Origin of the sequence: Verrucosispora sp. WMMD573 (assembly GCF_027497175.1) — a bacterium.
In the GTDB taxonomy this organism is placed as follows: domain Bacteria; phylum Actinomycetota; class Actinomycetes; order Mycobacteriales; family Micromonosporaceae; genus Micromonospora.
The window spans coordinates 346355-367651 of sequence record NZ_CP114901.1 but is presented as its reverse complement, the minus strand read 5'-3'; the positions used below and the strand labels follow the sequence as shown (position 1 = coordinate 367651).

At 72.6% G+C, this 21297-nt stretch carries 17 protein-coding genes; 9 read left to right on the top strand and 8 right to left on the bottom strand.

Going from position 1 to position 21297, the window contains the following annotated elements:
* Window positions 1-2: 2 nt before the first annotated feature.
* On the bottom strand, window positions 3-1691 hold the full coding sequence (locus tag O7601_RS01710; RefSeq protein ID WP_281564553.1) for a serine/threonine protein kinase: 1689 nt from the start codon (window positions 1689-1691) through the stop codon (window positions 3-5).
* A 186-nt stretch (window positions 1692-1877) separates the two neighbouring features.
* Between O7601_RS01710 and O7601_RS01705 the strand changes: the two genes are divergently transcribed.
* The 7 genes from O7601_RS01705 (at window position 1878) to O7601_RS01675 (ending at window position 9689) form a co-directional block, all read left to right on the top strand.
* Complete coding sequence (locus O7601_RS01705; RefSeq protein ID WP_093405517.1) at window positions 1878-2708, top strand: patatin-like phospholipase family protein; 831 nt, start codon at window positions 1878-1880, stop codon at window positions 2706-2708.
* A complete protein-coding gene (locus O7601_RS01700) occupies window positions 2708-3724 on the top strand; it encodes a 1-acyl-sn-glycerol-3-phosphate acyltransferase (protein ID WP_281564552.1) in 1017 nt (338 codons plus the stop codon). The genes O7601_RS01705 and O7601_RS01700 overlap by 1 nt, the downstream gene beginning before the upstream one ends.
* Window positions 3725-3733: 9 nt before the next feature.
* Entirely contained in the window at window positions 3734-4054 is a 321-nt protein-coding gene (cutA, locus tag O7601_RS01695) for a divalent-cation tolerance protein CutA (RefSeq protein WP_281564551.1), read from the top strand.
* A gap of 48 nt (window positions 4055-4102) precedes the next feature.
* Window positions 4103-7804, top strand: coding sequence for a hypothetical protein (locus O7601_RS01690; RefSeq protein WP_281564550.1), 3702 nt, complete (start codon window positions 4103-4105; stop codon window positions 7802-7804).
* A gap of 146 nt (window positions 7805-7950) precedes the next feature.
* Window positions 7951-8181 (top strand): hypothetical protein, encoded by a 231-nt coding sequence (locus tag O7601_RS01685; protein ID WP_281564549.1) that lies wholly within the window; start codon window positions 7951-7953, stop codon window positions 8179-8181.
* A gap of 69 nt (window positions 8182-8250) precedes the next feature.
* Window positions 8251-8544 carry a 4a-hydroxytetrahydrobiopterin dehydratase gene (locus O7601_RS01680; protein ID WP_281564548.1) on the top strand — a complete coding sequence of 98 codons (294 nt, stop codon included), beginning with the start codon at window positions 8251-8253 and terminating at the stop codon, window positions 8542-8544.
* A complete protein-coding gene (locus O7601_RS01675; RefSeq protein WP_281564547.1) occupies window positions 8541-9689 on the top strand; it encodes an FHA domain-containing protein in 1149 nt (382 codons plus the stop codon). The genes O7601_RS01680 and O7601_RS01675 overlap by 4 nt, the downstream gene beginning before the upstream one ends.
* 54 nt (window positions 9690-9743) lie before the next feature.
* Here O7601_RS01675 and rocD read toward each other — a convergent pair whose 3' ends face one another.
* From rocD to O7601_RS01660, 3 genes are all read right to left on the bottom strand, one after another.
* The gene (gene rocD, locus O7601_RS01670) at window positions 9744-10958 is read right to left on the bottom strand and encodes an ornithine--oxo-acid transaminase (RefSeq protein WP_281564546.1); all 1215 of its coding nucleotides are present in this window, start codon (window positions 10956-10958) and stop codon (window positions 9744-9746) included.
* Window positions 10955-11770, bottom strand: coding sequence for a dimethylargininase (gene ddaH, locus O7601_RS01665; RefSeq protein WP_281566757.1), 816 nt, complete (start codon window positions 11768-11770; stop codon window positions 10955-10957). Before ddaH ends, rocD begins: the two co-directional genes overlap by 4 nt.
* A 370-nt stretch (window positions 11771-12140) precedes the next feature.
* Window positions 12141-13082, bottom strand: coding sequence for a thrombospondin (locus O7601_RS01660; RefSeq protein WP_281564545.1), 942 nt, complete (start codon window positions 13080-13082; stop codon window positions 12141-12143).
* A gap of 533 nt (window positions 13083-13615) precedes the next feature.
* On the opposite strand from O7601_RS01660, the gene O7601_RS01655 reads away from it, so the two are divergent.
* Window positions 13616-14422 (top strand): DNA-formamidopyrimidine glycosylase family protein, encoded by an 807-nt coding sequence (locus O7601_RS01655; protein ID WP_281564544.1) that lies wholly within the window; start codon window positions 13616-13618, stop codon window positions 14420-14422.
* Window positions 14423-14498: 76 nt separating this feature from the next.
* Here O7601_RS01655 and O7601_RS01650 read toward each other — a convergent pair whose 3' ends face one another.
* From O7601_RS01650 to O7601_RS01635, 4 genes are all read right to left on the bottom strand, one after another.
* Window positions 14499-15371: an aminoglycoside phosphotransferase family protein gene (locus O7601_RS01650; RefSeq protein WP_281564543.1), complete on the bottom strand. Its 873-nt coding sequence runs from the start codon at window positions 15369-15371 to the stop codon at window positions 14499-14501.
* 194 nt (window positions 15372-15565) lie between these two features.
* Complete coding sequence (locus O7601_RS01645; protein ID WP_281564542.1) at window positions 15566-16990, bottom strand: WGR domain-containing protein; 1425 nt, start codon at window positions 16988-16990, stop codon at window positions 15566-15568.
* A gap of 91 nt (window positions 16991-17081) precedes the next feature.
* Window positions 17082-18452: an FAD-dependent oxidoreductase gene (locus tag O7601_RS01640; RefSeq protein WP_281564541.1), complete on the bottom strand. Its 1371-nt coding sequence runs from the start codon at window positions 18450-18452 to the stop codon at window positions 17082-17084.
* An 18-nt stretch (window positions 18453-18470) separates the two neighbouring features.
* Window positions 18471-19619 carry a glutamate--cysteine ligase gene (locus tag O7601_RS01635; protein WP_281566756.1) on the bottom strand — a complete coding sequence of 383 codons (1149 nt, stop codon included), beginning with the start codon at window positions 19617-19619 and terminating at the stop codon, window positions 18471-18473.
* A 214-nt stretch (window positions 19620-19833) separates the two neighbouring features.
* Here O7601_RS01635 and O7601_RS01630 point away from each other — a divergent pair, with 214 nt between their 5' ends.
* Complete coding sequence (locus O7601_RS01630; protein ID WP_281564540.1) at window positions 19834-21258, top strand: carbohydrate-binding protein; 1425 nt, start codon at window positions 19834-19836, stop codon at window positions 21256-21258.
* The last annotated feature ends 39 nt before the right edge of the window (window positions 21259-21297 follow it).

Sequence of the window (21297 nt, the reverse complement as noted above, 5' to 3'; positions counted from 1 at the left end):
TGTCAGACCTGTGCGGCACCGAGCGCGGTGATCGCCGCGTCCAACTGCTGCGCGTAGGCCGGGCTCAACCCGTTCTCGCGCAGTCGGATGGAGACCTTCTCCCGGAGCCGGGCGACGCCCGGCCCCAGCTCGCCCTCGCCGCCGGTCACCGCCCGGGTCAGGTTACGCAGCTCGTTGCGCAGGTCGAGGCCGACGTCGTCGCGGATGCCACCGTCGGCGAGACCGGCACCGATCACCTCGTCCAGGCGGTTCGCGGCCTCGACGAGGCTGTCGCCACTCGCGGGCGGGTTCGGCGCGCCGGTCGTCGCCGCCGGCGTGGCCGAGGTGCTCGACGGTGCGGGAGTCGGCGGCACGCCGGCGGTGCCGTCCGGTGGGGCCGGTTCGGACGTCGCCGTCGGTCCGGTCGTGGGTAGTACGGCGGGCGGCCCGGCGTCGTCGTCCCGCAGCAGTGCCGGCACCGCCAGCGCCGCAGCGATCAGCGTGACCACGGCCGCCGTGACGAGCAGCGGCCGCCGCAGCCGCCGCGGGTCGCCCTCGGACACCGGTGCCGGGCGCGGCAGTCGCTGTCCCCGTCCCGGGTCGGCCCCGAAGACCGGGGGCGACCAGGCTCCGTCGAGCATGCCGGCGCTGGTCTGCGCGTCGCGCCCGTCCGGATGTCCGGCGGCGCTGTCGACGACGGCACCGGAGGCGACCGAGGTGCCGGCAAGCGAGCCCGAGACGGCCCCGTTGAGGGCGGGTTGCAAGGCGGTGGGGCCGGCGGTCGGTGGAACCCAGGCCGGGACCGGGTCCGCGTGGGTCCGTCCCATCGCGGGCAGCGTGACGGTGGGTGCGAGCATCGTGTTGGCCTGCGGATCGGCGGGCAGCATCTGGTCCCGCAGCACGGTGGCCACCTGCCGGGCGGTGGGGCGGTCGGCGGGATCCTGCGACAGGCAACGCAGGCAGATCTCGGCCACCGTGGCCGGCAGCCCCGGCACCCCGGCCAGTGACGGCGGTGGGCGCTCGGCGAGCGCGACGCTGAGCTCGTCCCAGGTGTCCGCCGGGTAGGGGACCCGGCCGGTCAGGGTCTCGTGCAGCAGCACCCCGAGCGAGTAGACATCGGTCGCCGGTTGGGCCGGAGCACCGTCGAGCCGTTCCGGCGCCACGTAAGCGGGGGTGCCGAAGGTGGCACCGTCCTCGTCGTCGTCGGGAGCCCCGATCCGGGTGGCGATGCCGAAGTCGAGTACCTTCGCGCCGACCTGGGTCATCATCACGTTGGCCGTGGTGATGTCCCGATGCACGATGCCGAGCCGATGGGCGGCGGCCAGCGCGTCGGCGACCTGGGCGCCGATCTCCACCGCCTGCGGCCACGGCAGCGGGCCCTCGGTGAGCCGCAACTCCAGCTCCTCACCGGCGAGCAGTTCCATCACCACGAACGAGGTGATGGCGCCGTCCGGCGACACCGTCTCGCCGTAGTCGTGCACCGAGGTGACGTTCGGGTGGACCAGCTGTGCGGCGGCGCGGGCCTCTTCGCGGACCATGTCGCGGAACCTGGCGTCGGCGGCCAGCGACGGGGCGAGCACCTTCAGTGCGACCACCCGGTCGAGTACCTCGTCGTGGGCCCGCCAGATCACCGACATGCCGCCGGAGCCGATCTGGTCGATCAGCCGGTATCTGGTGGCCAGCAACCGGCCGGGCTGCAGCGCTGGCTTCACGGATTGCACCTGCCCTCATATGTGGGAGCGGTATCAGGTTGCGCGAATGTTGCCCCACTGTCAACGGGCCTCGATGGACCCGGGCCGGGTCGACCTGACCGGTGGGCGCCGCCGTCCGGCGGTGTTCCCCGGCGCGGGGGCGTACGGGACGGGACGGTCGGAGCCGGCCGTGCCAGGATGAACGGCATGGCGCGGGGACCGGTGGCTTTCGTGCTCGGCGGCGGGGGCGTCCTGGGCGCGGTCGAGGTGGGCATGTTGCGCGCCCTGTTCCGGGCCGGGATCCGGCCCGATCTGGTGCTCGGCACCTCCATCGGCGCGGTCAACGGCGCCCTGGTGGCCGCCGACCCGTCCGAGGCGGTGACCGACCGGCTGGTTCGGCTCTGGGCCTCCCCCGAGGCCAGCGAGGTGTACGGCGACTCGGTCGCCCGGCAGCTACGGCGCTTCGCCGCCCGTACCCATCTGCACTCGCCCCGGCCCTTGCGGAAGCTGCTGGAGAACGAACTCGGCGCCCAGACCACCTTCGCCGATTTGAAGATTCCGTTCCGCTGCTGCGCGGCGAACATCGAGCGGGCCGCCGAGCACTGGTTCGTCAGTGGGCCGGTGGTGCCGGCGGTCCTCGCCTCCGCCTCGGTGCCGGGGCTGCTGCCGCCGGCCCGCATCGGCGACCAGCACTATGTGGACGGTGGCATCGTCAACTCCATCCCGATCGGCGAGGCGGTCGCGGCCGGAGCCGGCCGGATCTTCGTACTCCAGGTGGGCCGGATCGAGCGGGCGCTGGCACCGCCCCGGCGACCCTGGGAGATCGCCCAGGTCGCGTTCGAGATCGCCCGCCGGCACCGGTTCGCCCGCGAGATGGCCGCTCTGCCCGACGGGGTGGAGGTGCACGTGCTGCCGACCGGCGGGCTGGAACCGCGCGACGACACTCCGTGGGCGTACCGGGACATGGCGGCGGTGGGCCGGCGGATCAGCCGGGCGTACTCGGCCTCCCGGCACTACCTGGCCAACCTGGAACGCTGATGCCGTTACCGCCGCGTTGGCTGCGCCGACTGCTGCTGGCACCCGGTGTGGTGCTGCTGGCGATCGTGCTGGTGACCACGGTGCCGCTGTGGGCCCTGCTCGCCCTCGCCGTGTCCCCGTTCGTCCCCGGGCACCTGCGTCCGTTGCGACTGCTCTGGCTCGGCTGCTTCTACCTGGTCTGGGACGCGGCGGCGCTGCTCAGCCTCTTCGGGCTCTGGGTCGGCTCCGGGTTCGGCTGGCGGGTGCGTGCACCGGCCTTCCAGCGGGCCCACTACGTGCTGGCCGGCTGGTTCCTGCGGGTGTTCTTCTGGCAGGCCCGGTGGATGCTGCGGCTACGCATCGACGTGGTCGGCACCGACCCGGACACCGCGCTACCGGGCCGGCCGGAGCTGGTGCTGTGCCGGCACGCCGGTCCGGGAGACTCGTTCATCCTGATCCACGCGTTGGTGAACTGGTTCCAGCGCGAGCCACGGATCGTGCTGAAGGACACCCTTCAGTGGGATCCGGCGATCGACGTGCTGCTCAACCGGCTGCCGAGTCGGTTCATCGCGCCGGGTCCCGACGGCCGGGGCTCGCTTACCGAGCAGGTCGGGCACCTCGCCACCGGCCTGGACGACGACGACGCCTTCGTGATCTTCCCCGAGGGCAGCAACTTCACCCCGAAACGCCGGCTGCGGGCCATCGCGCGGTTGCGGGACCGGGGGCATGAGCGGATGGCGTTGAAGGCGGAGGCGATGCGACACGTGCTCGCCCCACAGCCGGGCGGACTGTTGGCGGCACTGGACGCGGCACCCGACGCCGGGGTGATCTTCGTGGCCCACACCGGACTGGACCGGATGCTCACCGTCACCGACGTGTGGCGGGAGCTGCCGATGGACAAGCGGCTGGTGATGCGGTTCTGGTCGGTGCCACCGGAGGAGGTGCCGACCGGCCGGCAGGAACGCATCGACTGGCTCTACGAATGGTGGAGTCGGATAGACGAGTGGATCGCGACCAACCGCGACGACGCGACGTAGGGTGCGCAGGTGGAGCAGATCAGCGTGGTGACGACGGTGGTCGACGCGCGGTCGGTCGCCGATCTGCTGGCCGCCGCCGCGGTGGCCGGGCGGTTGGCGGCCTGCGCGCAGGTGGGCGGCCAGGTGGACAGCACGTACTGGTGGCGGTCGGGGGTGGAGACCAGCACCGAGTGGTCGGTGCAGTTCAAGACCGCACCGGACCGGGTCGACGCGTTGGTCGAGCAGTTGCGGGCCGGCCATCCCTACGAGGTGCCGGAAATCCTGGTCACCCGGGTGGACTGCGGCGATCCCGGGTACGCCGCCTGGGTCTTCGAGCACACCCGCTCCTGAGTACGCGCACTCTGGTAACAACGGTGCCCGGCCGTCGAGGATGACGGCGTGGACACCGCCTACCCCTGCCCGGCCTGCGGAAGCCCGGCGAATCTGAACTCCGGCTGCACCGGCTGCGGCCGGCCGCCGCACCCGGCCGCCGCCGAGGTGATCCGGCTCGACCGGGAGATCGCCGTGCTCGGTGGTGAGGTGCAGCGGGCCCGTCAGGCGTACGAGGGGCTGGTCGGGCGGCTGGACGCGGTGCGTCGACGGCGGGACGAACTGGCCGCCGCGGTCCGGGCCCAGTTTCCGGTGCCCGCCGCGTCGCCGGGCCACAGTGCCGCACCGGCCGTCGGTGGGTCCCCGGCGCCCGCTCCCGCACCGACCGGTGGCCGGCCCGCCTCCGTCCCGGTGCGCCCGGGTGGCGCGGAGGCGTCGACGCGGACCGTGCAGGGCCTGCTCTTCGTCCTGGGTGGCCTGCTGCTCGGCACGGCGGCGACGGTCTTCACCGCGGTGGCCTGGGCGTCGGTAGGCGTGGCCGGTCGGGCAGCCATCCTGCTGGCATTCACCGCGCTGCTGCTGGCGGTGCCGCTGATCGCACGTCGGCGAGGGCTGCGCGGCACCGCCGAGACCTTCGCCGCCGTCGGGCTGCTGCTGGTGCTGCTCGACGGGTACGCCGCCTGGTCGGTCGACCTGTTCGGGGTGACCGGCTGGCCGGGCAGCCGGTACGCCGCACTGGTAGTGGCGATCAGCGCGGCGGTGGCGGTCGGTTACGCACGGTTCAGCCGCCTGGCCGTGCCGTGGTTCGCCGCGCTGCTGGTCGTTCAGCCGCTGGTGCCGCTGCTGGCCGCTGAGGTCCGTCCGGAACCGGCCGGGTGGGCGGTGGTCTTCGTCGCGGTGGCGCTGCTCGACCTGGCGCTGGTGGTGGCGCTGCGGTGGCGGGCCGGTGTCGTCGCGGAGGAGGGGGCCGCGACGACACCGGCGGTACGGCTGGCCGGAACGCTCCTGGCCTGGGCGTGGTTCGCCGGTTGGCTGTTGCTCGCCGCGGGCTGCGCGCTGGTGCCCCTGCTGGTCGGTCGGGCGGGTGGCGTACCGCTGCTGGCCGGTGGGCCGATGCTGCTGGTGGCACTCACCGCCTTCGGCGCGGCGTTGCTGGCCGGTGGCGGGCCGGCACGGACGCTGGCGGCCGGCGCGCTGGTGCCGGTGCTGGCGGGTGTCATTCTCCGCCCGGTGGTGGAGTTGCGCGCCTCGGTGTGGCTGCTGGTGGCAGCGCTGGTCGCGGCCGGGCTGGCCGGCGCGGTACGGCTGCTCCCGTCCGGCTGGCGGGCCGGTCCACGCGCGGGGGCGTTGCTGGTGGCCGGTGGTGGCGGGCTGCTGGTGGCGCTGGCGGGACTGCTGCTGGCCGGTGCCGCCGTGGGACGGTCGTTGCCGCCGTGGCGGGGGGCCACGACGGGTCCGTTGGTCGCCTGGGGGTGGCAACTGCCGGTGGCGGCGGCGCTGACCTCGGCGGCGGTGGCAGTGCTGCTGCCCCGGGCGGCGCGGCCGGCGGTGCTTTCGGCCGGTCTCGCCGCGACCGCCTTCGCCGTGCCGGTGGCCTGGGCCGCGCCGTGGCCCGCGGTGGTCGCGATCGACCTCGCGGTCGGGGCGGTGTTGCTGATCGCGGCGGTGGTCCGCCCGACGCTGCCCACCGTGACGGTGTTGACGTCGGCCTCGGCCGGTGCGGCACTGCTCGGGCACGGGCTGCTGGTCGGGCTGGCCGACCCGATCGGTGCCGGTGCCGCCTGCGTGGTCGTCCTGGCCGTCGGCCTCGGGGTGGCGGTCGGCGGCCGAGGCGGCGACCGGGTGCGGCGCACGGTGGCCGGTTGCGGGCTGGCTGCCGCGGTGCTCGTGGTGCCGGCGGGGGCGGCGATCGCGCTGATCGGCGTCGGTGCCCCGCCGTGGTGGCAGGCCCGGGGCGCGCTGGCCGCCGTCGCGCTGCCGGCGGTGGCGCTGCTCGCGCTGCGTCGATCCTGGCCCGAACTGACCGGGTACGCCGCCACCGGGCTCGCCGTGGTGGGAGTGCTGACCGGGCTGTCGCCCCTGGTCGTGCCGGGTGCCGAGCGGGTGGCGGTGTACGCGTCGGTGGCGGCGTCGCTTGTCGCGCTCGCCGGGTTCCGAGCCCGCCCGGTGGGGCTGCTGCCGGTGGCCGGGCTGGGCCTGGCCGCGGTGGCGGCGCTGGCGGCGGTGCCGGTGGTGGTGAGCGCCCTGCTGACGCCGTACGGGCCGCCACCCGCCGCGTGGTCCGGTGTTCCGGGGACCCGCCCGTCACCGGACGCGCTACCGATCGGTTTGGCACTGGCGCTGCTGGCACTGGCGGCGGCCCTGTTCGCCTGGCCGGTCATCCGCAGCGCCCCGGCGGGGTCCATGGCTGCGGGGGACAACGCCGGTACCGACGTCGATGGTGCTGCCCGTGCCCGTGCCCGTGCCCGTGCCCGTGCCGGTGCCGGTGCCGGTCCGGCCGCCGGCGATGAGGACGCCGGGGGCTGGCGGGTTGCCGAGGGCTGGCGGGTTGCCGGGGTGATGTTGCCCTTCGTGGCCGCCGCCGTCCCGGTGCTGCTGGTCGCCGCCGCCGTGCCCTGGCCGGTGGTGCCGGCGGCAGCTCTGCTGGGCGGTGTGGCTCTGTTGCTGACCGTTGCGCTGCGGCACCCGGGCGGACCGTTCGTCGGGGTGGCCGTGCCGGTCGGTCTGGTGCTGGCGGTGGCGGGGCTGCTCAATCTCCAGGCGACCCGGGCCGGCACCCTCGGCGGGTTGGGGCTGTTGGTGGCGGCGGCGACGGTTGTCGGGGTGGGCGGGCGTCAGCTCGCGGTACGCGTGCTCGGCTGGCTGGTCGCGGTGGCGGCGGCGACCGGGTTCGCCGTGACCGCCCCGCTGGCTGGCGGGCAGCCGCCTCGCGTGGCGGCGTTCGCGGTGCTCGGCGTCGCCGTGCTCAGCCTCGCGCTCGCCGCGACACTGCCGTCGAGGCGGTGGGGTCTGCCGGAAGCGACACGTCCGCAGCCGGCGACACGTCCGCAGCCGGCGACGATCGCCCGGACGGCTGCCGGGGCGTCGACCGGTTCCGTTCCGCAGGCGCTGGTGGGACGGGTGCTTGATGCCGCCGCGCAGGCGGTGGCGCTGCTCGCGCTGCTGCTCACCCTGGGTGCGCTCCGGCATGCCGCGACGATCTGTGTGCTGTGGGGCGTCGCGGTGGGCGTCCGGCTGTTGCGTCGGGACGAGTCGATCGAGCGGCGCTGGGTCTTCGCCGGCATCGGCGGAGGCAGTGAACTGCTGGCCGTCTGGCTGCTGTTGGCGGCCGGCGGAGTAAGCGTGCTGGAGGCGTACACGGTGCCGCTGGCGGCGGCGGCTCTGGGCGCCGGTGCGGTGGGACTGCGTACCCGGCCTGGGCTGAACAGTTGGCTTGCGCTCGGCCCGGGCCTGGCCGCCGTGCTGCTGCCCAGCCTGACCGTCGTGCTGTTCGGCGCCGACCCGGACCCTTGGCGGCGACTGCTGCTCGGGGCCGTCGCGCTCGCCGCGACGCTGCTCGGTGCGGTCCGCCGCTGGCAGGCGCCGGTGCTGCTCGGCGCGGGCACGCTGACCCTGCTGGCCCTGTACGAGCTGGTGCGCAGTTGGGACCTGCTGCCCCGGTGGGCTTTCCTGGCCGCCGCCGGGCTGGCGCTGATCGGCCTGGCCACCACCTACGAGCGCCGCCGTCGGGACCTGCTCCGCCTGCGAACTGCCGTCGGCCGCATGAGCTGACGCCCCCCGAGCAGCCCTCACAGACCCAGTGCCCTCCCCACATCGCCACACCGTCACAACCACGCCCAGGGCGACAACATCGGGGATTCTGCTGTGTCAGGCAGCGGCGGAGGCGACAACATCCCTGATGTTGTCGCCTCCTCTGGGTGATGGAGGTGCAGGTCGGTTGGTGGTGCCAGGTCGTGTGCCGCGATGGTGTCAGGGAGCTGAACCCGTATGTGAGCAACCAGGGCACCGCCGCCTGGTTTGGGGTGCACACCGGTTTCGGGCAGGTACGCAACCTGCTGGCGGACGCCAGCCGGCCCGAGGAAGGCGACAAGACGGTCGAGGTACGCGGGCGCACCTCCTACGGCGACATCACCATCCACCGTTCCTGACTCCAGCCGGGCCCGGAGACCGTCGCCGCTGGTGGCGGTGGTGCCGGCCGGCACCGGTAGGGTCTGGCCATGGCACAGGTGCTCACCGCCGAGGCGGTGCGAGACGAGCTGGGTGGGCTGGCGGGCTGGTCGGGAGACCCCACCGGGATCACCCGAACCGTGGAGCTGGCCAGCTTCCCGGCCGCCATCGCAGTGGTCGACCGGGTCGCCGTCGCGGCAGAGGAACTGGACCACCACCCCGACATCGACATCCGGTGGCGCACGGTGACCTTCCGCTGCGTGACCCATTCGGTCGACGGGGTCACCATGCGTGACATCCGGCTGGCCCGCCGGATCGACGAGATCGTGGAGGGTACCCCATGAGGTTCGAGATCAGCAAGGTGCTGGACGCCATCGAGGGGCGGGTCTGCACCGATCCGCAGCTGGCCCGCGCGGTGCTCGACCTGGCCGAAATCATTCGCTACCAGGATCTCGACGGCGGGCGGCCGGCCAGTTCATTGCGCCTAGGCATGGTCATCGACGCGCTGGCACGCAGCCTTGAAGAGGACAACGTCCCGGTCTACGCGGTGGTGCACCGGGGGATGCTTTCCGACGCCGACCTCACCTCCAACGAGCGGATGGTGGTGCGCAGGTGGGCCGACGACGGCCTGGTGGAGGTGCTCGACAACCCGGGTGACCGGATGCTGGAGGTGGCCGACCTGCTCGGTCTGCCGGTGCTCAGCCGGGTCCGCTTCGACGGCCTGCGGGGACGGTTCCCCTGGCTGGTGGAGCAGCCGGGCCGGGTCGTCGCCCCGGTGCCGGGCGCCGGCGGTCCGGTCTTCATCGCCCACGTCGGCGGCGGTCACACACCGGTCGCCGGTCCGCCCTCACCGGCCGGTGCCAAGCTGCTCTCCCGCGAGTGGCGCTGCCCGGAGTCCGGCTGCACCCTGTTCGGTGGTGCCGGCGGCGGGGGAGCCTTCGCCGACCTGGCCCGAATCGACCGCGCACCTACCGGGCAGCCGCCACCGTCGCTGCGCAACGGCGTACCCACCTGCCCCCGACACGGTTCACGGCTGCGTGACGCCGGGCCGCGGCCCCGCAGCGAGGTCCTCGCGATCCGGGTCGGTGGCCTGATCCGTCGTCGCTTCGTACTCACCGAGGAGCAGCCGGTGGTGATCGGCCGAGCGCCGGAGGGCTCCGGCGGCATCATGCTCGGCCAGTGGCTCAACGACGAGGCGCGGCGTTGGATCAGCCGCAACCACCTGCGGTTGGAGTTGCGCGGTGCTGACGTCGTCGCCACCGACGTCAGCACCAACGGCTCCGGCGTACGGCCGGGCGGTTCGCTCACGGAGGCGGACCGGATCCCGCTGGCTCCGCAGCAGTCCCGGGTGCTCGGCGCCGGTGACATGGTGGAGCTGTACCCGGGGGTGCAGGTCGGCCGTCCGAACGAGTTCCCGGCGGGAGCGCCGTACAACCCGGACTCGGTGATGTCCGAGGCCCCGACGATGGCGATGCGCCTGCCGCGCTGAACGCGCCGGTGGGCGTCGGGACCGGGCCCGACGCCCACCGGACGGTACGAGCGCTCAGCCGGCCAGTACGGCGGCCACCTGCGCCACCGCGTGGTCGATCTCCTCCTCGGTGATCACCAACGGCGGGGCCAGTCGGATGGTCGAGCCGTGCGTGTCCTTGGCCAGCACACCCCGCTCCATCAGCCGCTCGCAGGCCTCCCGGCCGCTCATCAGGGCCGGGTCGATGTCCAGGCCGGCCCAGAGACCCCGGCCGCGTACCTCGACCAGACCCTTGCCGATCAGGTCGCGCAGGCCGGCTTGCAGCCGCTCGCCCAACTCGGCGGAGCGACGCTGGAACTCGCCGGTCGCCAGCAGCCGGACCACCTCGGTCGCCACGGCACAGGCCAGGGGATTGCCGCCGAAGGTGGAGCCGTGCTGTCCGGGCTGGAGCACGCCGAGCACGTCGCTGTCGGCCGCCACCGCGGAGACCGGCACGATCCCCCCACCGAGCGCCTTGCCCAGCAGGTACATGTCCGGCACGACACCTTCCTGCTCGCACGCGAAGGTGGTGCCGGTGCGGCCCAGGCCGGACTGGATCTCGTCGGCGATGAACAGCACGTTGCGCTCGGTGCACAGCCGCCGCACGCCCGGCAGGTAATCCTCCGGCGGCACCACCACGCCCTGCTCGCCCTGGATCGGCTCCAGCAGCACGGCGACCGTGTGCTCGTCGATCGCCTCGGTCAGGGCGTCGAGGTCGCCGTAGGGGACGATCCGAAAACCGGGGGTGTACGGCCCGAAGTCGGCCCGGGCATCGGAGTCGGTGGAGAAGCTGACGATGGTGGTCGTACGTCCGTGGAAGTTGCCCTCCGCGACCACGATGTTCGCCTGACCGGCCGGTACTCCCTTGACCTGGTAGCCCCACTTGCGGGCCACCTTGATGCCGGTCTCGACAGCCTCCGCACCGGTGTTCATCGGCAGCACCAGGTCCTTGCCGCACAGCGCCGCCAGCTCCCGACAGAAGTCGGCGAACTGGTCGTGGATGAAGGCCCGGCTGGTCAACGTCAGCTTGTCGAGCTGGGCGTGCGCGGCGGCGATAAGCGTCGGGTGCCGGTGGCCGAAGTTCAGCGCCGAGTAGCCGGCCAGGCAGTCGAGATAGCGCTTGCCGTCCACATCGGTCACCCAGGCACCCTCGGCGGAGGAGATCACCACCGGCAGCGGGTGATAGTTGTGCGCGGTGTGGCGCTCCGCGTCCTGCACCGCGGCCGGGGTCCGCAGCATGTCCTCGATCATCGGTTCGCCTTTCCCTGACGGAGTCGCAACGTGCAGCACTTCGGGCCGCCGCCGGCCCGACGCAGTTCGGACAGGTCGACGCCGATCGTCTCGTAGCCCCGGTCACGTAGCTTGGCGGCCAGACCGGTGGCCTGCTCGGGCAGCACCACGTGCCGACCGTCGCTGACCGCGTTGAGCCCGAGCACCTCCGCGTCGGCCATGGTGGCGTGCACCGCGTCCGGGAAGAGCCGGCGCAGCACGGCCTGACTGCCGGGCGAGAACGCCTCCGGCAGGTACGCCACGGTCCGCTCGTCGAGCACGGTCAGCGCGGTGTCCAGGTGGTAGAAACGCGGGTCGACCAGTTGCATGGTGATCACCGGGTAACCGAAGACCTCCTGGAGTTGGGCGTGCGAGGCGTGCGCGGTGCGGAAGCCGGTGCCGGCGAGCAGGTGGTCCCCGGCCAGCAGGACGTCGCCCTCACCCTCGTTGACGTGCTTCGGGTCGTACATCTCGAAGCCGGCGGCCTCGAACCAGGCGCGGTACGCGGGTGCCTCGTCGGCGCGCTGCGGGTCGCGGAACTGCACCGCCATCGCCTTGCCGTCGATCACGGTGCCGCCGTTGGCGGCGAAGACCATGTCGGGCAGGCCCGGGACCGGTGTGATCTCCTCGACGGTGTGACCCAGGTCCAGATAGATCTGACGCAGTCGCTCCCACTGCCGCACCGCTCGGTCGGCATCGACAGGTGCGGTCGGATCCATCCACGGGTTGATCGCGTAGTCGACGGCGAAGTACGTCGGCCGGCACATCAGAAAGTGCTGGCGGGTGGCGTCCATCGTCATGTGTCCTGCTCCAAGCCTCGGGCGCGCCCGGCCACCGTCGGCCCACGGGCTGGCGCCGTGGCTCAACGGTATTCGGGCTCGACCAGCAGGATCCACCGCGAACCCTTGCATTCAACGGCAGAACATTGCGTTTGGGGACTGGTTGGAGCAGATTCATTGCGTCCAGCTCGCGGCCGGCTCGTCCAGACAAGGTCGCCGGGCAATACGTCCGGTGACCTCTGCCCCGGACATACGTCAGGGGCGGCGAACCGCCGCCCCTGACGAGCATGTGCGCCCGGCTGGTGCACCACCAGATCTGATCGGGCTACGGTCGGTTCCGCACCGACCGGCACCGGTGAACCACCGGCGGGCCGAAAAGTGCCCGCTACAGGCGATCGACAAACTGTGAATCAAGCCACTCGCGGAGGCGGATCACCTGGTCTCCGTCGGTGGTCGGCCAGTCGTACTGGCCGGTCATCGCCAGCACGCCCAGGACCACCGCGCCGAGCCCGAAGGCGATGCCCAGCAGCGCGTCGGACTTGCCGGCGATGTGCCGCCGACGGGTGGCCATCAGGCCGAGCACGGCGAGCACTGCTCCGACCGCGCCGAGCGCGATGCCGTACCCGGCGAGGGCGCCGGTGAACACGAACAGGACGCCGCCCACGCCGACGATCAAACCGAGCGTGGCCAGCAGGCTGGCCCGGGGTCGTGGCCCGACCGGGGCCGGCGGTACGTCCCGGCCGGCTGCGCCGTCGGGGGTCCGGTCGTCGTCGACCCTGCCGTCCCGCTCGACGGTGCCGGCGATCCGGTCCCGGTCGGCACCGCGATCCGCCTCGACGACCCGATCGCCCGCAACGGTGCGGTCGAGGTCGGTGGTCTGCCGGTCGTCGATGGTCCGGTCGCGGTCGAGGCTGGTGCTGTTCGGATCGTCGACGGAACGGTCGCGGTCGAGGCTGGTGCTGTTCGGGTCGTCGACGGAACGGTCGCGGTCGACGGTCTCGGTGGCGGCAGCTCGGGCGCTGCGCGAGCCGTGCACGGTGGAGCGAGCGGTGGCGGCGCGGGCCTCGGCGGTCCGCTCCGCGTCGGACCGGTGACCCGTGTGTTCGTTCTGGCCGCTCGTGGTCGGGCTGGCGGCCGGGTCGGTGGCGGTTCGGCCGGCGATGACGGTGTCGTTGGCCGGGGGTCGGCGGTCGGTGCCGTCCTCGGTGCGGCCCTCGACATCGGATCGCTCGTCGGGGCGGGTGTCGGTGGCGACCGTCCCGGTCCGGTCGTCGTCGGCTGCCGGCGCCGCCGGTTCCTCCCTGCGCAACAGCGAAGGAAACTTCATGGTTCACCTCCTGATCGATTGCGTGGATGGCGGCATCGCCCCGTATCGCCAACCACGCCACAACACCTCGCAGGTACCCACCCCCCACCCACCCAACACCCCACCTCCCACCCTCACCTCCCACCCCACCTCCGTCGTCTTGCAGATCCAGTCGCGACAAAAGCATGCCAAATGGTGCATATCAACGAGGACTTCCACGGCTCGGTCGACCGGGATCATCAGCGGGCGGAACGCGCCCTTGGCCATCTTGGTGTCGACGAAGCCGAACCCGACGGTGGCCACGTGCACGCCGTGCCGGCGCAGGGCGGCCGAGAGACCCATCTGGTACGACGACAGCCCGGCCCTCGAACCGGCGCAGCCGGTGCCTCGCCGGAGATCAGCCGGTCGGCAAGGCTGGAGATCCCGATCAGGTGCCCGTCGCCGGCGGCGAGCATCTTCGGCACCACCACGGCGGCGGTGCGTACCGCGCCCCATCAGGTTGACCTCGAAGGTGCGCGTCTGTGCTGCGCCAACCGCTGGCTACGCTTGGCGCCGTGCCAGAGGGACACACGATTCATCGCCTGGCGGCCCGGCACGCCGAGCTGTTCGCCGGCGACAAAGTGCTGGCCGCCAGCCCGCAGGGTCGCTTCGCCGACGGTGCCGCCCGGATCTCCGGCGCGGTGCTGGAGGCCACCGAGGCATACGGCAAGCACCTGCTGCACCACTACGCCGGTGAGCTGACGCTGCACGTGCACCTCGGCCTCTACGGCAAGGTCACCGACGGCGATGGTGAACCGCCGGAGCCGATGGGGCAGATCCGCCTACGGCTGACCAGCGACCGGCACTGGCTCGACCTGCGTGGGCCGACCGCATGTGAACTGCTCAGCCCGCCCGAGGTGGCCGCGCTACGGGCGCGACTCGGACCGGATCCGCTGCGCGCCGACGCCGATCCGCAGCGGGCGTACGCTCGGGTCTCACGCAGCGTGACGCCGCTGGCTGCGCTGTTGCTGGACCAGACGGTGGTGGCCGGCACCGGTCTGATCTTCGTGACGGAGGCGCTGTTTCGCGCCGGCCTGTCGCCGAGGCTGCCCGGCCGGGAGCTGACCCCGGCCGGTTGGCGGGTGCTCTGGGCCGACCTGGTGGAGCTGATGACGCTCGCGGTCGCCAGCGGCCGGATCGACACCGTCCGCGCCGCGCACCTGCCCGAGGCGATGGGTCGTCCGGCCCGCGTCGACCGGCACGGGGGAGAGGTGTACGTCTACCGCCGCCCCGGCCAGCCCTGCCACGTCTGCCGCACCCCGATCAGCCGAGGCACCATCATCGCCCGCAACCTCTACTGGTGCCCCACCTGCCAGTCCTGATCCGACCGGCGTGGATCTTGGTCCGGACCGGCCCTTCAGGGGGCCGTGCTCGACCAAGATCTGACCGAGATGTGGTTCAGTCGAGGAGCCAGCGGACCACGTCGACGTGGTCGGGGAAGACCCGGTCGCCGTCGATGCTCCAGGCCGTCGTCTGGCCGATCGTCCAGCCCAGGATCCGGTCCCGGTCCAGCCCCAACTCGGCGCTGAGCCGGTCCAGCCGGCGCTGGACGGCCGCCCGCGAGTGGCCCAGCTCGGTGCCGCGCACCATCGGTACCACCGAGAACTCCCGCTCGCCGGCAAGCGGCTTCGGGTCGATGACCAGCCACGGCTCGCGTTCGGCGCGCAGTACGTTGGCGGCATGCAGGTCCTGGTTGATCAGCACCTGCTCACCCTGGCTGCCGGTGAGCCCGGCGAGCAGATCGAGCGCGGCGTCGACCAGTCGTCGCTCGTACGGCCGTCCGGCGCGTTCCCACTTGACCGGCAGCCGGGTCGACCATCCGGCGGCGGCCTCCGCCAACGACATGAACGGCTGACCGGCCGGCACCCAGAGGCGGGGAAGCAGCGCCACCATCGCGTCGAGCGCCGCGTCGAGGGGTAACGCGTGCAGCGGGCTTCCGGGATTGCAACGCTCCACCAGCAGCGCCCGCAGGTCGGGGTCGTGGCCGAGCAGCCGGGCGGCCCCGTTGCCGTCCCAGCGGCGCAGCGCGGTCGCCTCGTGCTCGCTCTCCGCGTCGGGGAACTGCAACTTAAGCACCGCCCCGGTGCCGTCCGGCAGTTCGACCGGCAAGGCCAGGGAGGCGCAGGCGTACCCGAAGGGGGGTCCGGCCCGCAGCGACCAGCGGCGGACGCAGGCGGCCAGTCGGTCCGGCAGTTCGGCCAACCACTCTGGGCCACCGGCCACGTCGCGAATCCAGGCCAAGCCGTCGGGGAGTCGCAGCGCGCCGGTCACCGGCTCATGGTGACCGGCGCGGCGGCACCGTCACAACCGCTCGGGCCGAATGCTGCGGCCCTGTCCACCTGCCCGGGCCGAATGCTGCGGCACCGCCACAGCGGCGCCGTTGGCCGGGCCCGGCCAACGGCGCGCCCGGGATCAGGCCCGCGCCCGGGATCAGGCGTACCCCGGGGGCACGCGCGCGATAGGGATCAGCGGAGCCGGCGGATGTCGCCGTACGCCCGGTAGAAGCCGCCACGGCCGGACTCGCGGACCTCGGTGACCAGGTATCGGGCGCCCGGCTGGCGGATGCCCTTGGGGAACTGCACCGACCAGTTCCGGTGGTAGCCGGCGGACAGCACGTGCACCCGCAGCCGACCGCCCTGCTCGACGCACTCGACGACGATCCCGTCACCGGTGTCGCCGACGACCTCGACCTGGGTGACCGCTGCCGGCTCGGGCAGCCGGGCCGGGGCCTTCACGTCGACCACGTCGGGCACGTTGCCCGCCTCCGCCGCCCGGATGGCGGGCTCGCTGGCGTCGATGCAGGCCAGGTGGCCGCTGGTGGTCACCACGTAGAGCCGCTCGTCGTGGTATTGCATGGAGTAGGCCGATCCGCAGCCGGTGCCGAGCTTCCACAGCCGGGTGCCGTCGGCGGCGAAGCAGTAGATCGACGACTGGCTGTCACCGGCGAAGACGTAGCGGCCGTCGGCGGCGGTGGCGCAGGAGAAGACCGGGGCATCGGCGCGGTAGGTGCGGGCTGCCGAGCCGCCGTCCTTGCCGAGGCGTACCACCTCGCGGGTGGCGGTGCCGGCGAACACCGCGTCGCGTTCCTGCCAGCCGAAGAGCACCGAGCCGGTGCGGGTGTGCCACAACTCCCGGCCGGTGCGCCAGTCGTAGCCGCTGACCCCCGTCGAGTCGCCGTGGTAGACGGCGTCGGCGTCGCAGCGCACCATCCAGGCCGACCGGCCGCGCCCGGCCCGCCGCCAGAGGAACTCGTCCTCGTGGTCGATGGCGGCGATCCCGCCGTCGGCGTCGGAGACGCCCAGCACGCCGTCGTGGATGTCGAGCCAGTAGATGTCGATGTCGGGCGCGATCGCGTACGCCACCCGGGGGATCTTGCCGGACAGGTCGTAGACGTTGCCGTCGTCGCAGCCGGCGTAGATCCAGGCGTCGTCGGCGACGATGCACTTGACCCCGTCGGGAAGCCGGACCTGGTCCAGCACGCGGGCGTCGTGATCGAGAGTGGTGATCACACCTCGCTCGTTGCCCACCATGCAGGTGCGCCCGTCGACGAAGATGCCGAAGGCCGGGGCGCCGGAGTCGTACCGCCAGAGCACCGGGGCGGTGCGGGCGGTCGAGCGGGTGCTGACGATCTGCCGCCGGGAGACGGCCCGCTTCTGGCGTACGCCGCGCACCGCCGGGGCGTACCCCTTGCGGATCTTCTCGCCGATCTTCTTCGCCGCCGCGGCGCGGGCCCGCGCGTTGTCGGGATAGCCCGTGGTCTTCACCTGACCCTGGTCGCCGATCCGCCCGTAGCGCACGGTCATCGAGGCGTCGTCGACCACCACCTCGTAGAACTTGTGCGCTGCACCGTCCATTTCGGACAGTTCGAGGTAGGTCGTCTCCTGCGACATGGGAATTCCTCCGAGGGGTTCGCGTCAGCCCTGACCGGGCGGCGCGCCTACGCTAACCCCCGGCACCGACAAGAAACCGGCCCCGGAGCCGTCAGCGGGCGAGCGCGTCCACGGCCTTGCGGGCGGCGACCAGCACCGGATCCCAGACCGGTGCGTACGGCGGGGCATAGCCGAGGTCGAGCGCGGTCATGTCGTCCACCGTCATCTTGTTCCACAGCGCCACGGCGAGGGTGTCGATCCGTTTCGCCGCCTCGGACCAGCCGACGATCTGGGCGCCGAGCAGTCGCCCGCTCGGCCGCTCGGCGATCAGCTTCACCGTCATCTGCCGGGCGCCGGGGTAGTAGCCGGCGCGGTTCGTCGACCGGGCGATCACCGAGACGAACTCGAAGCCGGACATCCGGGCCTCGCGCTCCCGTAGGCCGGTGCGCCCCACCTCCAGGTCGCAGACCTTGGTCACCGCGGTGCCGATCACCCCGGCGAAGGTCGCGTACCCGCCGCCGATGTTGATGCCGGCGATCCGGCCCTGCTTGTTGGCATGGGTGCCGAGCGGCACGTGCACCGGCATGCCGCTGACCTTGTGCAGGGTCTCCACGCAGTCCCCGGCGGCCCACACGCCGGGCACCTCGGACACCCGCATCTGGCGGTCCACCCGGATTCCGCCGGTCGGCCCGAGCGGCAGGCCGGCGGCGGCGGCCAGCTCGGTGTTGGGACGTACGCCGAGACCGAGGACCACCAGGTCGGCCGGGATCGGCCCGTCGTCGGTGACCACCTCGCTGACCCGGCCGTCGCGCTCCGACAGGCCGGTCACCTGTACGCCGGTGCGGATGTCCACGCCCAGCCCGCGCATCGCCTCGGTGACCAGTTGGGCCATGTCGGGGTCGACGGTCGACATCGGCTGCTCGTCGCGCTCGACCAGGGTGACGGACAGGCCGCGGCGGACCAGTGCCTCGGCCATCTCGACACCGATGTAGCCGCCGCCGACCACCACCGCCCGCCGTGGCCGCGGCTCGGCCTCCAGCCAACCGCGCAACGCCGAACCGTCGTCGAGGGTCTGCACCCCGAACACCCCGGCGGCGTCGGTGTGCGCCCAGGCTGGCTTCTTCGGCACCGCCCCGGCGGCGTACATCAGGGTGTCGAACGGCTCCCGGACCTCACCGCCGCCGTCCAGGTCGCGGGCGACCACCTCGCGGCGGAGCAGGTCGATCTCGGTGACCTCGTGCCGGATCCGCACGTCGATGGCGTACTCCTCGCGGTGCGTCTTCGGCGACCGGGCCACCAGTTGCTCTCGGTCGGTGACCAGGCCGCTGATCCAGTACGGGATCCCGCAGGCCGAGTACGAGGTGAAGTGTCCCCGTTCGAACACGACGATCTCCAGGTCGTCGGGGCCCCGGCGGCGGCGCGCCTGGGCGGCGGCCGACATTCCGGCGGCGTCCCCGCCGACGACGATCAACCGTTCCGCCACGTCATCACCTCCCTCGCGTCAGGCCGGGTCCTCGCCCCGGGTCTGGCGTGCCACGTTTTCCACCACATCCTCCAACCGTCCGGTCCGGGCGTACACCGAACGCTGTCGTGCGGCCCCGCTGCCGTGCCGGCGCAGCCCTTCCAGCAGGCCGGTCACCTCGGCGAGGTCGCCGTGTCGTTCGAGGGCCGGACCGAGGCGTCCGACGAGCTGGTGCAGCAGATCCCAGGCCGGCCGCAGCTCACCGCTGGACAGGTCGACCGCCTCTCCCTCCAGCCCGTCGTGAGCGGCCCGCCAGTGTGCGCCGACCAGCAGGTGATGGTCGGTCGGCAGCGGTGGCCGACCGGCCGCGATGTCGTCGAGCGCGGTCGCCACCAGTCCACGGACCAGCGCGGCGATCAGGACCGCGTCGTCGACGGTCGGGCAGACGTCACCGATGCGTAGCTCCACCGTCGGGTACTTGGCCGACAGCCGGGCGTACCAGTAGAGCATCCCCTCGTCGAGCATCACGCCGCTGGCGATTAGCTGACGGATCAGTCGTTGGTAGTGCTCGTGGGAGATGAGGTAGGGCGTCGGCGCGACCGAGGGCCAGCGTTCCCACTCGATCGACCGCCAGCTGGCGTAGCCGGTGTCCTCCCCTCGGGAGAACGGCGAGTTGGCCGTGACCGCGTGCAGGATCGGCAGCCACGGCCGCACATGGTTGAGCACCTGTACGCCCGCGTCGGGGTCCGGCACTCCGACGTGGACGTGCATGCCGTTGTTGCCCGGCCCGGGCACCAGCAGCCGGAACCGGGCGAGCATCCGGTCGAAGCGGGGCTTGTCGACCACCGGGGGCACCGGCCCGTCGATCGGCCCGGTGCCGATCGCGAGCAACCGGGCACCGGCCCGCTCGGCGGCGTCGGCCAGCGAGGCGCGGAGCAGACCGAGAGAGTGCCGGATCGAGGAGAGTTCCAACCCGGGCGGGCTGCCGATCTCGATCTGACTGGTCTGGAATTCCCGCTCGACCTGTCCCCGCAACTCGGCGGGGACCTGCTCCAGTACCGCCTCGACCGCGGGTGCCGCGACCCCGGTCTCCGGGTCGACGAGTAGGAACTCCTCCTCGACACCCACGGTGAGCAGGTCGGTTGCCTCGACCGGGGGACGCGGGGCGGTTGCCGCCTGCCTGACCATCGCTACCACCGTCCACTCCCTCCCGGGCGGTCCCTCCGCACCGGGTCCGCCGGCAATTACCCCCTGTGGTGGCACCCGGAAACTCCGCCCGCCGTGTGGCGGGGTGTTCGCGGTCGTCAGGTAGACCGGATCGATCGACATTGACAACTGCGCGGGAGGAACGTACAACTCGGGAGAGAGCGCTCTCTAACCCGTCCCCGTAGAGAGGCACGTCATGACATCTGCCCCGACGGCATCCGCCGCCCCGCCTGCGCGACGCCGGCTGCCGCTGGCGTTGACACTGCTCACCGCCGTCGCCACCGTCCTGGCCGGACTCAGCACGACCGCGGACGCCGCCGTACCGCCGCCCCCGTCGGGGTGGAGTCTGGTGTGGAGCGACGACTTCACCGGTGCCGCCGGCACCCTCCCGTCCTCCGGCAACTGGATCATCGACACCGGCACCAGCTACCCGGGTGGCCCACCCAACTGGGGCACCGGCGAGATTCAGACGTACACGAACAGCACCGCCAACGTCAGCCACGACGGCGCCGGCAACCTGCGGATCACCCCGCTGCGGGACAGCGCCGGCCGCTGGACCTCGGCGCGCATCGAGACCGTACGCAGCAACTTCAAGGCCCCGGCCGGCGGGGTCCTGGCCATCGAGGGCCGCATCCAGATGCCCAACGTGACAGGTGCTGCCGCATCGGGTTACTGGCCGGCGTTCTGGGCGCTCGGTTCGCCCTACCGGGGCAACTACCAGAACTGGCCGGGCATCGGCGAGTTCGATGTGATGGAGAACGTCAACGGGCTCAACTCGGTCTGGGGTGTGCTGCACTGCGGCGTCGCGCCGGGCGGCCCGTGCGACGAGTTCAACGGCATCGGCGCCTCCCGGGCCTGCCCCGGCAGTACCTGCCAGTCGGCCTTCCACACCTACCGCTTCGAGTGGGACGCCTCGGTCAGTCCGCAGCAGCTGCGCTGGTACGTCGACGGGCAGCTCTACCACACGGTGAGCCAGAGCCGGGTCGGTGAGCCGTACTGGTCGCAGATGACCAGCCACGCCGGCTACTTCCTGCTGCTGAACGTGGCGATGGGCGGGGCCTTCCCGAACGGGGTTGCCGGCAGTGCCACACCGACCTCGGCCACCGTGCCCGGCCGGCCGATGCTCGTGGACTACGTGGCCGTCTACAGCCGGGGTGGGGGCAGCAACCCGCCGCCCACCACGCCGCCGCCGACCACCCCGCCGCCGGGTGGTGTCCGGGATGCGTACGCGACCATCCAGGCCGAGTCCTTCAACGCCCAGAACGGCGTGATCGTCGAGGCGTGTTCCGAGGGCGGGCAGAACATCGGGGCGTTGCGCAACGGCGACTGGGCCCGCTTCGACAACGTGGAGTTCGGCTCCGGCGGGCCGCGCGACTTCGTGGCCCGGGTCGCCTCCGGCGCGGGCGCCGGCGTCAGCGGCCTGGTGGAGGTACGGGTGGACAGCCCGACCAGCGCACCCATCGGCAGCTTCGCCATCGCGAACACCGGTGGCTGGCAGAGCTGGCGTTCGGTGCCCGGCAACGTCTCCGGTGTGACCGGTCGACGGACCGTCTATCTCACCTTCACCAGTGGCCAGCCCAACGACTTCGTCAACGTCAACTGGTTCCAATTCCGCCGCTGAGGCGTGGGGACGTGGCCCCCTGGCATCGCCTCCGGCGAG

Coding starts and splice junctions, on each gene's coding strand:
- O7601_RS01705 (WP_093405517.1), top strand. CDS start 1,878: ATGGCGCGGGGACCGGTGGCTTTCGTGCTCGGCGGCGGGGGCGTCCTG.
- O7601_RS01700 (WP_281564552.1), top strand. CDS start 2,708: ATGCCGTTACCGCCGCGTTGGCTGCGCCGACTGCTGCTGGCACCCGGT.
- O7601_RS01680 (WP_281564548.1), top strand. CDS start 8,251: ATGGCACAGGTGCTCACCGCCGAGGCGGTGCGAGACGAGCTGGGTGGG.
- O7601_RS01675 (WP_281564547.1), top strand. CDS start 8,541: ATGAGGTTCGAGATCAGCAAGGTGCTGGACGCCATCGAGGGGCGGGTC.
- rocD (WP_281564546.1), bottom strand. CDS start 10,958: ATGATCGAGGACATGCTGCGGACCCCGGCCGCGGTGCAGGACGCGGAG.
- ddaH (WP_281566757.1), bottom strand. CDS start 11,770: ATGGACGCCACCCGCCAGCACTTTCTGATGTGCCGGCCGACGTACTTC.
- O7601_RS01660 (WP_281564545.1), bottom strand. CDS start 13,082: ATGAAGTTTCCTTCGCTGTTGCGCAGGGAGGAACCGGCGGCGCCGGCA.
- O7601_RS01645 (WP_281564542.1), bottom strand. CDS start 16,990: ATGTCGCAGGAGACGACCTACCTCGAACTGTCCGAAATGGACGGTGCA.
- O7601_RS01635 (WP_281566756.1), bottom strand. CDS start 19,619: ATGGTCAGGCAGGCGGCAACCGCCCCGCGTCCCCCGGTCGAGGCAACC.
- O7601_RS01630 (WP_281564540.1), top strand. CDS start 19,834: ATGACATCTGCCCCGACGGCATCCGCCGCCCCGCCTGCGCGACGCCGG.